This window comes from Mangrovactinospora gilvigrisea (genome assembly GCF_001879105.1).
In the GTDB taxonomy this organism is placed as follows: Bacteria; Actinomycetota; Actinomycetes; order Streptomycetales; family Streptomycetaceae; genus Mangrovactinospora; species Mangrovactinospora gilvigrisea.
On sequence record NZ_MLCF01000122.1, the window covers coordinates 1 to 10,836 of the forward strand.

General features: G+C 77.0%; 9 protein-coding genes and 2 pseudogenes. 7 read left to right on the forward strand and 4 right to left on the reverse strand.

What is annotated here, in order from left to right:
- Positions 1 to 85: 85 nt before the first annotated feature.
- Positions 86 to 1,006 carry an ornithine cyclodeaminase family protein gene (locus tag BIV57_RS19175; protein WP_071658089.1) on the forward strand — a complete coding sequence of 307 codons (921 nt, stop codon included), beginning with the start codon at positions 86 to 88 and terminating at the stop codon, positions 1,004 to 1,006.
- A gap of 63 nt (positions 1,007 to 1,069) precedes the next feature.
- Here BIV57_RS19175 and BIV57_RS19180 read toward each other — a convergent pair whose 3' ends face one another.
- Positions 1,070 to 1,624 (reverse strand): helix-turn-helix domain-containing protein, encoded by a 555-nt coding sequence (locus BIV57_RS19180; protein WP_079170487.1) that lies wholly within the window; start codon positions 1,622 to 1,624, stop codon positions 1,070 to 1,072.
- A gap of 116 nt (positions 1,625 to 1,740) precedes the next feature.
- Between BIV57_RS19180 and BIV57_RS19185 the strand changes: the two genes are divergently transcribed.
- From BIV57_RS19185 to BIV57_RS19210, 5 genes and pseudogenes are all read left to right on the forward strand, one after another.
- Positions 1,741 to 2,454 carry an AzlC family ABC transporter permease gene (locus BIV57_RS19185; RefSeq protein WP_071658091.1) on the forward strand — a complete coding sequence of 238 codons (714 nt, stop codon included), beginning with the start codon at positions 1,741 to 1,743 and terminating at the stop codon, positions 2,452 to 2,454.
- Positions 2,451 to 2,759: an AzlD domain-containing protein gene (locus BIV57_RS19190; protein ID WP_071658092.1), complete on the forward strand. Its 309-nt coding sequence runs from the start codon at positions 2,451 to 2,453 to the stop codon at positions 2,757 to 2,759. The genes BIV57_RS19185 and BIV57_RS19190 overlap by 4 nt, the downstream gene beginning before the upstream one ends.
- Positions 2,760 to 2,873: 114 nt before the next feature.
- Positions 2,874 to 4,511 (forward strand): annotated as a pseudogene (locus BIV57_RS26805) (sensor histidine kinase); the annotation flags it as partial.
- A gap of 1,086 nt (positions 4,512 to 5,597) precedes the next feature.
- Positions 5,598 to 6,293: pseudogene (locus tag BIV57_RS26810) on the forward strand (sensor histidine kinase); the annotation flags it as partial.
- Between the two features lie 181 nt (positions 6,294 to 6,474).
- Entirely contained in the window at positions 6,475 to 7,068 is a 594-nt protein-coding gene (locus BIV57_RS19210) for a universal stress protein (protein WP_079170488.1), read from the forward strand.
- 49 nt (positions 7,069 to 7,117) lie between these two features.
- Here BIV57_RS19210 and BIV57_RS19215 read toward each other — a convergent pair whose 3' ends face one another.
- Both BIV57_RS19215 and BIV57_RS19220 read right to left on the reverse strand, forming a co-directional pair.
- The gene (locus BIV57_RS19215) at positions 7,118 to 7,894 is read right to left on the reverse strand and encodes a CDGSH iron-sulfur domain-containing protein (protein WP_245797809.1); all 777 of its coding nucleotides are present in this window, start codon (positions 7,892 to 7,894) and stop codon (positions 7,118 to 7,120) included.
- Between the two features lie 5 nt (positions 7,895 to 7,899).
- Positions 7,900 to 8,499, reverse strand: coding sequence for a hypothetical protein (locus tag BIV57_RS19220; protein WP_079170489.1), 600 nt, complete (start codon positions 8,497 to 8,499; stop codon positions 7,900 to 7,902).
- Between the two features lie 322 nt (positions 8,500 to 8,821).
- Here BIV57_RS19220 and BIV57_RS19225 point away from each other — a divergent pair, with 322 nt between their 5' ends.
- Positions 8,822 to 9,697 (forward strand): substrate-binding domain-containing protein, encoded by an 876-nt coding sequence (locus BIV57_RS19225; protein WP_079170490.1) that lies wholly within the window; start codon positions 8,822 to 8,824, stop codon positions 9,695 to 9,697.
- 95 nt (positions 9,698 to 9,792) lie between these two features.
- Here the strand turns inward: BIV57_RS19225 and BIV57_RS19230 are convergent.
- Positions 9,793 to 10,836: LCP family protein (locus BIV57_RS19230; RefSeq protein ID WP_071658094.1), on the reverse strand; the 1,044-nt coding region annotated here is incomplete at its 5' end.

The window sequence follows — 10,836 nt, forward strand, 5'->3', positions numbered from 1 at the left end:
GGGCAGGGGGGCGGGGGCTTCGCGCGGCTGCGGGGGCGTTCGGCGGGGCGGTCCGGCTCCTGACGGAGGAGCGGGTGGTGGCACGGTGACGCGGGTGTTGGGGCGGGGGGTGGTGGAGGGGGTGCTGGACGTCGGGGCGTGCCTCGGGGTGCTGCGGGAGGGGTTCCTCGCGGCGGACGGCGACCCCGGCGGCGCGCAGCGGGTGCGGGCGGCGCTGGGCGGGGCGGATGTCGCGACGGTGCTGCTGCCGGGGCGGCTGCCCGGGATCGACGCCTACACCGTCAAGGTCAACGCCAAGTTCCCGGCCGCGCGCCCCGCGCTCCGCGGCGTCGTCTGCCTGCACGACGCGCGCGACGGCGCGCTGCTGGCGCTGCTCGACTCCGCGACCGTGACGGCCTGGCGCACCGGCCTCGCCGCCGCCCTCGGGACGGACGCCCTCGCCCCACCCGGCGCGCGCACCCTCGCCGTCGTCGGCGCCGGCGCGCAGGCCGAGCTGACGCTCCGCGGGCTGCGCGCACTCCGCCCGGGGCTGCGCGAGCTCCTCGTCCACGACATCGACCCCGCGCGCGCCGAGGCGTTCGCCGCCCGGCACGGCGGCCGCGCCGTCGCCTCCCCCGCGGCGGCCGCCGCCCGCGCCGAGGCGGTGCTGCTGGCCACCTGGGCGCGCGAGCCGCTGCTCGCCGCCGCGGACCTGCCGCCCGACGGCCGGCCCCGCCACCTCACCTCGCTCGGCGCCGACGAGCCCGGCAAGCGCGAACTCGCCGCGGACCTCCAGGAGGAGGCGTTCGTGGTGGTGGACGACCGCGCGCTGGCCGAGCGCTGCGGGACGGGCCCGGTGGACGCGACGCTCGCGGAGGTGCTGCGCGGTCGGCGGCGGCCCTCGGCCGCCGGCCGCACCGTCTACGCCCCCGTCGGGCTGCCGTGGCAGGACCTGGCGCTCGCCTGGACCGCGTACCGCGCCGCCGAGCGTCTCGGCCTCGGCACCACCGTGGACCTGCTCGCCTGACGGCCGGCGGTCCGCGGGCGGCGCCCGGCGCCGGCCGCCGCGCTCAGACGTGCTCAGACGTGCTCAGACGTGCTGCATCAGCATCACCGCGGACGCCCGCGCCCGCAGCGCGCGGAAGGTGTGCGGGACGTCCCCCGGGTAGCTCAGGTAGTCGCCCGGCCCCAGCTCGACCGGCTCGTCCAGCGGCCCGGCGAGCACCCGCCCGGCGGAGACCACCACATGCTCCACCGTCCCCGGCTGGTGCGGCGCGGAGTCGCGCGCCCGCCCCGGTTCGGCGGTGATCAGGTAGATGTCCCGCCGCGCCCCGGGCGGGCTCGCGGAGAGCAGCGTGGCGGTGTAGTCGGCGTGCTCGGACGGCACCGCGGGCCCCTCCCCCGCGCGGATCACCGTCACGGCCGGCCGGGGCGGGTCGACCAGCACGCTGAACGGCACGCCCAGCGTGGTGGCGAGCGCCCACAGCGTCTCGACGCTGGGATTGCCGGTGCCGCCCTCCAGTTGGGAGAGCGTCGACTTGGCGACGCCGGCCCGCTTGGCGAGCTCGGAGAGGGAGAGGCCGGCGCGGGTGCGCTCGCGGCGCAGCGCGGCGGCGATCCGGTCGAGGGGGGCGGGCTCGGGCACGGCTCTCGGCCTCCGCGTCTGGTCGGGATCGTCGGTCGTCGGTCGTCGGTCGTTCGCTATGACGGTACAGGCGTTTGGCTTGACGAACAGATCCTACCCGCCGCACAGTGTCCTCCATGTTCGCCAAAGAAAACGTTCGTTCGGTGGAGCGTTCGGTGGGGCGGGACATCGCGCTGGTGTGCCTCGCGGACGGCCTGGTCGGCGCGTCGTTCGGCGCCGTCACGGTGGCCGACGGGATGCCCGTCTGGCTGCCGATCGCCCTCTCCCTCCTCGTCTTCGCCGGCTCCGCCCAGTTCGCCGCGGTCGGCGTCGCGGCGGGCGGCGGCGGCCCGGTCGGCGCGGTCGCCGCCGGGCTGCTGCTCAACACCCGGGTGCTGCCCTTCGGCCTGGCGCTCGCCGACGTGCTGGGCAAGGACGCCGCCCCGGGCCCGCGGCGCTGGCTCGGCGCGCACCTGCTGACGGACGAGACCGCGGCCTTCGCCCTCGCCCAACCCACCCCCGAGCGGCGCCGCTTCGCGTTCTGGGCGTCCGGCCTCGCGCTCTTCGCCGCCTGGAACGCCTGCGTCGCGGCCGGCGCGCTGGCCGCCGGCACCGGCCTGCTCGGCGACCCGGACGCGCTGGGCCTGGACGCCGCCTACCCGGTGGTGCTCGCCGCGCTGGTCGCGCCCTCGCTGCGCGGCGACGCGCCGGGGCGCCGCGCGGCCGGCCTCGGGGCGGCGCTGGCCGTCGCGCTGACGCTGCTGCCGGGCGTGCCGGCCGGTGTCCCGGTGCTCGCGGCGGTCGCCGCCGTGGCCGTCCCGTCGGCGCCGGCCCGCGGGCGGGCCCGGTGAACGCCTGGGCGGTGCTGGTGCTCGCCGCCGGGACGTACGCGCTGCGCGTCGCGGGGCCGCTGCTGGCCGGCCGCGTCCGGCTCACCGACCGCGCCCGGCTGCTGCTCGCCCGGGGCGCGGCCGTGCTGCTGGTGGCGCTCGCCGCGACCGGCGCGCTGACCGAGGGGCACGGCCTCGCCGGCTGGGCGCGGGCGGCGGGCGTCGCGGCCGGGGTGGTGCTGGTGGCGCGGCGGGTGCCGTTCGCGGTCGCCGTGGTCGCCGCGGCGGTGCTCACCGCGCTGCTGAGGTGGGCCGGGGTGCGCTGACGGGCACGGAAATGCCGCCGGCCCGCTAAGGAACCGTCAAGATCCGCTGCACGGGCCGCGGGCGCCGCACCATGAACGCAGAACCCTGCTCGGTCCTCCTGGAGGTGCGCCGCCGTGCCCGACGACTCCCCGCGCCGCCGGCGCGGCCGCCTCAAGGTCTTCCTCGGCGCGGCGCCCGGCGTCGGCAAGACCTATCGGATGCTCGACGAGGGCCGGCGCCGCGCCGAGCGCGGCACGGACGTCGTCGTCGCCTTCGTGGAGTGCCACGCCCGCCCGCGCACCGAGCGGATGAAGGACGGCCTGGAGATCGTGCCGCGGGCGCTGGTGGCGTACCGCGGCGGGGAGTTCGGCGAGATGGACGTGGCGGCGGTGCTGGCCCGCGCCCCCGAGGTGGCGCTGGTGGACGAGCTGGCCCACACCAACGTCCCCGGCAGCGGGAACGCCAAGCGCTGGCAGGACGTCCACGAGCTGCTGGACGCCGGGATCGACGTCGTCACCACGGTGAACGTGCAGCACCTGGAGTCGCTCAACGACGTGGTGGAGCACATCACCGGGGTGCCGCAGCGCGAGACCGTGCCGGACGGGGTGGTGCGCGGGGCCGACCAGGTCGAGCTGGTGGACATGGCGGCGGAGGCGCTGCGGCGGCGCATGGCGCACGGCAACGTCTACGCGCCCGACAAGGTGGACGCGGCGCTCTCCCACTACTTCCGGGTCGGCAATCTGACGGCGCTCCGGGAGCTGGCGCTGCTGTGGGTGGCGGACCGCGTCGACGAGGCGCTCACCACCTACCGCGGCGAGCACGGCATCCGGCGCACCTGGGAGGCGCGCGAGCGGGTGGTGGTGGCGCTCACCGGGGGGCCGGAGGGGCCGCAGGTGATCCGGCGCGCGGCGCGGATCGCCGAGCGGGCGGCGGCGGGCGCGGGCGGCGGGACGGGGACGCTGATCGCGGTCCATGTGGCGCGCAGCGACGGGCTGGTGGGGGCGTCGCCGGCGGCGCTGACGGAGCAGCGGCGGCTGGTGGAGAGCCTCGGCGGGTCGTTCCACTCGGTGGTGGGGACGGACATCCCCACGGCGCTCATCGAGTTCGCCCGGAGCGAGAACGCGACGCAGCTGGTGATGGGGACGAGTCGGCGCAGCCGCTGGCAGCGGGCGCTGGGCGGGCCAGGGATCGGGCAGACCACGACGGACCTGTCGGGCGACATCGACGTCCACATGGTGACGCACACCGAGGCGGGCACGGGCCGGCGGCGGCTGCTGCCGGTGGTGCGGCGCCCGGGACTGCGGCGGCTGGCCGGACCGGCGGCGGGGGTGGTGCTGCCGACGCTGCTGACGCTGGGGCTGACGCAGGTGCGGGGGCAGGTGAACCTGGTCGGCGAGGTGCTGGCGTACCTGCTGGGGGTGGTGGCGGTCGCGCTGCTGGGCGGGGTGGTGTCGGCGCTGGTGGGGTCGGTGGTGGCGTCGCTGCTGCTCAACTACTGGTTCATCCCGCCGATCCACCGCTTCACCATCGACGAGCAGAACAACGTGCTGGCGTTGGCGATCTTCGCGGTGGTGGCGGTGGCCGTCGCCATGGTCGTCGACCGCGCGGGCCGCCTGGGCCGCCGCGCGGCGCACGCCTCGGCGACGGCCGAGGCCCTCACCGCCCTGGCGGGCGGCGTCCTCCGCGGCGACCGCGCGGTGGAGTCCCTCCTGGAGCAGACCCGCGACACCTTCGCCCTCCAACACGTCGCCCTCCGCCGCACTGCGCCTGACGGCGCGATGGAAACGGTCGCCGAGTCCCGCCCCGCCGCGGCCCAGGCCGCCACGGGCGGCGCGGGCGGCGCGGCCGGACGGACGCCGCACCACGCGGCCCCGTCCGACGAGCCCGGCACGCTGCCGAGCAGCGAACCCGCCGCACCCCCAGCGACGACGCCGCTGGCCCGCACTGGCGCGCACGCGCGGGGGGGCACGGCGGCGGCCGCTGGCTCCACCTCGGCCCACGCCGCCGACGGCGCCGACGCCGACGACGCCGACGACGCCGAGCCGATGTCCCGTCAGACCACCGCGTCCGACGGACACCCGGCCGGCGCCGGGCCCGACGCGGCGCGGGACGGGACGGGCGGCACCAAGCCGATGGCGGACGGCGGCGCGGACGCGCAGGCTCCGCGCCGGACGGCTGCGTCCGACGGGCGTCCGGCTGGCGCCAGGCCCGGCACGATGGCGCACGGCGAACTCACCCCGCCCCCCGCGACGACGCCTCCGGCCAGCGCCGACGCGCACGCGCCGCGCGGCACGGCGGCGGACGCCGGATCCACCTCGACCCACGCCGCCGACGACCCCGACGAGCCGATCCCCCGTCAGGCCACCGCGTCCGGCGGACACCCGGCCGGCGCCAGGCCCGGCGCGATGGCGGACGGCGAACTCACCCCGCCCCCCGCGACGACGCCTCCGGCCAGCGCCGACACGCACGCGCCGCGCGCCACGGCGGCGGACGCCGGATCCACCTCGACCCACGCCGCCGACGACCCCGACAACGCCGACGAGCCGATCCCCCATCAGGCCACCGCGTCCGGCGGACACCCGGCCGGCGCCGGCGCCGGCCGTAGGCGGCGGCGTGGGGGGCGGTTCGGGGCGGCGTCGGGCGGTGGGGGCGTGACGGTGACTCGGGTGGGGGTGGATGCGGGGGCCGAGTTGGTGTTGGAGGGGCGGGTGCTGTCGGCGACCGACAAGCGGGTGCTCGGGACGTTCGCCGCGCACCTCGCCGCCGCGCTGGAGCGGGCGCGCCTCGCCGAGGCCGCCGCCGAGGCGTCCGCCGAGGCGGAGCGCGCAGACACCGTCGACCGTACCCGCGCCGCGCTGCTCGCGGCCGTCGGCCACGACCTGCGCACCCCGCTCGCCGCCGGTTACGCCGCCGTCTCCTCGCTGCGCAGCAGCGACGTCGAGTTCTCCGACGCCGACCGCGACGAACTCCTCGCCGCCGCCGAGGAGTCGCTCGCCCGCCTCGGCCGCCTCCTCGACAAGCTGCTGGACGCCTCCCGCCTCCAGGCCGGCGAGATGCCCGTGCACCCCGAGACCGTCCGCCTCGAGGACGTCGTCCGCCTCGCCCTGGACACCCTCCCCGAGGACGCCTGCCGCGCCGTCGAGCTGCACGGCTCGGACGCCGTCCCCGCGGTGCGCGCCGACCCCGCCCTGCTGGAGCGCGTCGTCGCCGGCCTCGTCGGCAACGCCGTGCGGCACTCCCCGCCCGGCGCCACCGTCCGCGTCGCCGCCAGCGCCCTCGCCGACCGCGTCGAACTCCGCATCGCCGACCGCGGGCCGGGCCTGCCCGCCGGCGCGGAGGCCCGCATGGCCGACCCGTTCCGCCGCATCCGCACCGACGCCGAGCGCTCCGGCTACGGCCTCGGCCTCGCCGTCTCCCGCGGCCTGACGGAGGCGATGGGCGGCAGCCTCGCCCCGGAGGACACCCCCGGCGGCGGGCTCACCATGGTGGTCTCGCTGCCCGTCGCCCAACTCCCTCACCAGGCGCCCCGGGAGAGCGCTTCCGCCCCGGCCTGACCCGCCCGCATCGGGAGCGCGTCAAAGTCGCGGACGGCGACGTCAAGGCGGCGGCAAGGAGCCCCGGGACGGTTGTCCCGGGGGCCGCGCCGCGCTGGTATGGAGGGCACAGCCCGCGCACAGCCGCCCGTCCCGCCCGTCCCGCTCTTCCACCCTGCCGTCCCGCCTGGAGCCGACCCCGATGTCCCCACGCGCCGCAGATCCCCCCGTCCCGCCCCCGCCGACCGATCCCGACGAACTCACCGGGCCGCCCGACCCGTTGGACGTGCTGCCGCGCGTCGTCGTCGGCGTCAGCGGATCCTCCGGCAGCCTCACCGCCCTGCACCGCGCCGCCGCCGAGGCGCGCCGCATCGGCGCCTCGCTGTGGCCGGTCCTCGCCTGGCTGCCGCCGGGCGGCGACTCCCCCTACACCCGCACCCCGCTGCCGAAGCCGCTGCGGATGGAGTACGAGCAGATGGCGCGCGAGCGCCTGCGCTGCGCGCTCACCGAGGCGTTCGGCCCGCTGATGCGCCCCGCCGACCTCTACCTCCGCGGCCTGATCGCCCGCGGCGAGTCCGGCCCGGCGCTGGTCGCGGTCGCCGACGGCGAGCAGGACACCCTGGTGGTGGGGACGGGCCGGCGGAGCGTGCTGCACCGCGCGCTGCACCGGTCCACCGCGCGCTACTGCCTGGCGCACGCGCGCTGCCCGGTGCTGGCGGTGCCGCCGTCCCCGCTGGAGGCCGAGCTCGACGCGCTGCGCCGCCGCACCGCGCACCGCCTCCCGCTGCCGCACTGAACCGCGCCGAGCAGCGCCGAGCAGCGAGGCGCGGCGCCGGACCGCCGCCTCAGCTGTCCTTGAACCCGATCGAGGCGTGCGAGCCGTCGCAGAACGGCTTGTTGCGGGACGCCCCGCACCGGCACAGCGCCACCCGGTTCCGCACCTCGTACGGCCTCCCGTCGACCCCGTCGACGGCAATGCCGCCGCGCACCCACAGCGGCCCCGCCACGCCCTGCTGCGGGTCGCCGATCACGCCGATGGACGGCGGCAGTTCGGGCTCCAGCGCCTCGCCGCGTTCCGGGTCCCAGGCGACCAGCCGGCCGCCGGGGCAGGCCTGCGCCTCGCGGACCGTCATCCGGCCCCCGCCGGGCTGCTCCACCAGGTTCCACACCTGCCCGTAGGCGTCGCAGAACCGCGCGAACGCGCAGAGCCGCTGGGCGTCGGTGAGCGCCACCTCGGGGCCGTCCTGCTCGACGGCCTGCTCGGCGTAGCCGATCCGCGCGGTGGGGGCCTCCGTGCCGTCGAAGCCGATCCGCTCGTGGGTGCCGTCGCAGAACGGCTTGTTGGAGGAGTGGCCGCAGCGGCACAGCCAGTACTCCGGGCCGGCCTGCTCGGCGGAGAAGCGCTCGCCCTCCCGCCAGCCCACCGACTGGCCCTCCCCGTCGGCAACGATCTGCTGCCGGGAGAGGGGGACGCCGCCGGTCACCCGGTAGGGGCCGTCCTCCGTCACCTCGACCCGCATCGCGGCGGACGGGTCCGCCGCCTCCACCACCGACTCCACCACCGACTCCGACTCCGGCTGCGACTCGGGCTCCGGCTTCAACTCCGGCATCGACTCCGTCACGTGCGTCAACTCCCGTCTGAGGCCTGCTCGGCGCGGCGTCCGGCGCGCCGCCGCCACACCACGAATCCGACGCCGGCCAGCGCCGCCGCCCCCGCGCCCGCCGCGCCGACCGCCAGCGCACCGCCGCCGGCCGGGCCGGCCGTGCGGGCGGCGTCCTCGGAGAGCCCGGGGACGGCGGGCAGTTCGTCGGTGTCCGCGGCGCACACCGCGGGCGCGGCGGCCGCGCCCACGTAGGCGCACACCGTCCCGGCCGTGCGCCGCCGCCCGCCGTCGGCGCCGCCGTCCGGGCGGCCCAGGACCGCCGAGGCGGTGAACGCGGCGGTGGCCCGGCCCGCGAGGTCCGTCCGCCACACCACCGTGCCGTGATGGACGCGGCCCCCGCCGCCGCCGCGCACCTCCCGGGCGCCGTCCGGCAACCGCTGCTCCACCCGCACCCCGTGCAGCGGCGCGGAGTCCTGGTTCTTCAGCGTCACGTGGTAGGTGAGGCGGCTGCCCCAGCGCACCGCGTCCACCCCGTCGGTGACGGCGATCGACATCGGCGGGGGCGGCGCCGCGGCGGCCACCGCGGCGAGCGCGGCCGCGCCGCACACCAGCGGCAGCAGCACGCTCCGGGCGCCGGGACGGACACCAGGACGGGTACGGGGACGGGTACGGGGACGAGGGATCACGACGCTGTGGATGCCTTTCGTCCGGGGCCGTCTGACGCCATGCCAGCACGCGCCGCCCCCCGCCCGGGCCGGACGCGCCGCCGACCGGGGGACTGTCACCCGAGCGGGTGAGCCCGGTCCGGCGCCGTCCCGCCGGAGGAGCCGCCGCGGGAGCCGCCGGGGGAGCAGCCGGGGGAGGCCCCCTTGCCGATCACCCCCTCCACCGCGCACCGTGGAAAAGCGCGGGGAGACAACCGAATCGGTAGTTCGGAGGCAAGCCGTGACCGACCGTCAGGAACTCCGGGACGATCTCCCGGTCTGGATGTTCACCGACGGGCGCGGCCGCACCACCGCCGTGCCCGGCACGCCCCGTCGTGTCGCCGCCTATCTGCGCACCGCCGCCGCGCTCGCCGACCTCGGGGTGCAGCCGATCGCCGCGTACGGCTCGGCGCACGACGGCCCGGCACCGGACCCGGCCAAGTCCGGTGCGCTGGACTGGAACCGCACCGCCTACCTGGGCGCCGGCGAGCAGCTGGACGAGCGCGCGCTCGCCGCCCTCTCCCCCGACCTGCTGGTGGGCGTCACCTACGACGGCAAGACGCCGTACGGCCTGCCCAGCGGCTCGGCGGAACGTCTCACCACCGACCTGCCCTCGGTGATGCTGCATGTCGGCGGCGACCGCAGCCTGCCGGACCTGCTGGACGACACCGCCCGGCTGGCCGCCGCGCTGGGCTCGCCGGAGGCCGGCGCGGACCGCGGCCGGTCCCGGCTCACCGCCGCGGAGGACGCGCTGCGGCGGGCGTCGTCCGGCCGCCCGGGGGCCCGGCTGCTCGCGCTGTCCGGGGCGGACGCCGAGCGGGCCTATGTGGCGCACCCGGACGCCTGGCCGGAGCTGCGGCATCTGCGCGGGCTGGGGCTGCGGATGGTGGAGCCGCCGTGGGACGGCGGCACGAGCTGGGCGACGCAGCCGTGGACGGGGGTGACGCGGCTCTCGCCGGACGTGGTGCTCGTCGATGTGCGCGGCAACGCCCGGCCGTTGGCGGAGGTGCGGACGCTGCTGCCGCCGGGCGCGGTGGCCGTCCCGTGGAACCCCGAGTGGCCCCCCAGCCCGGACGGCGCGGCGCGGCTCCTCACGGAGCTCTCCCGGGTCCTGTGAGAACGCCCCGGCACCCCCTGGGCGGGGTACCGGGGCGGAGGGGCGGCAGAGACCTGGCGCCCCGCGGACCGCGAGCGACTACTGCGAGGTGCTGGTCACTGCGACCCGCTGGAAACAGTGACCTTCTGGTCGTTCTTCAACTCGTCGAAAAGCGTCTTGCACTTCGCCTTGTCCCACAGCACCGCGACCCCGACCGACCCCGTCTGGTAGTTCGCGGTGGCGATCGGCACCGTCATCGACTTTCCGTCGCCGCTCGTCACGCCCTTCATCGCGAAGAACATCTGCCCGAGGTTGATCAGGCTCATGTCCTTGTCGACGGTGAGCATGTCCAGCCCGGACCCGAGCACCGGGTAGAGCTTGAACGGGTTGAGGACGGTGGACGGCGACGCCGCCTGGTGCGCCACCGTGGAGAGGAACTTCTGCTGGTTGCGCATCCGGCCCAGGTCCTGGTCGGCCATCTGGTGCCGCTGCCGGACGAAGGCCAGCGACTGCGCGCCGTTGAGCTTGTGGCAGCCCGGCTGGAAGTCCGCGCCGGAGTCGGTGTCCTTGACGGCCTTGTCGAAGCACATGGTCACGCCGCCGAGCGAATTGACGATCTGTACGAACCCGCCGAATCCGACCTCGGAGTAATGGTCGATGTGAAGACCGGTGTTGTACTCGACCGTCCGGGCCAGCAGCTGCGAGCCGCCCCAGGAGAACGAGGCATTGATCTTGTTCTTGGTCGCCGGATAGTGCTTCCCGCTCTTGCCGGTGAATGCGGGAATCGTCACCCACGAGTCGCGCGGGATGCTCAGCATCGTGGTGCCGTTGGACCCGGTGTGCAGGATCATCATCGAGTCGGTGCGGCCACCCGCGGCGGCACCGGTGTGCCACTGCTTCTCCTGATCCTTGGTCATGCCCTGCCGGCTGTCGGAGCCGACGATCAGGTAGTTGGTGCCGGAGCCCTTGGCCGGACGGCCGGAGTAGTCGGCGAGCACGCTGTTGTCGTGGTTGAGCTTGGAGTTCGCCCACAGGTAGGTGCCGCCGCCGACGCCGACGATCAGCACCAGCACGACGATCAGCGTCCACTTGATGCGCTTGCGCCAGTTGCGCTGCCTGCCGTAGCCGGAGCTGCCGGAATAGCCGCCCCCGCCCCCGCC

Bases quoted from the DNA above. Each gene is read 5' to 3' on its own strand.
- BIV57_RS19185 (WP_071658091.1), top strand. From the start codon at position 1,741: ATGTTCGCCAAAGAAAACGTTCGTTCGGTGGAGCGTTCGGTGGGGCGG.
- BIV57_RS19210 (WP_079170488.1), top strand. From the start codon at position 6,475: ATGTCCCCACGCGCCGCAGATCCCCCCGTCCCGCCCCCGCCGACCGAT.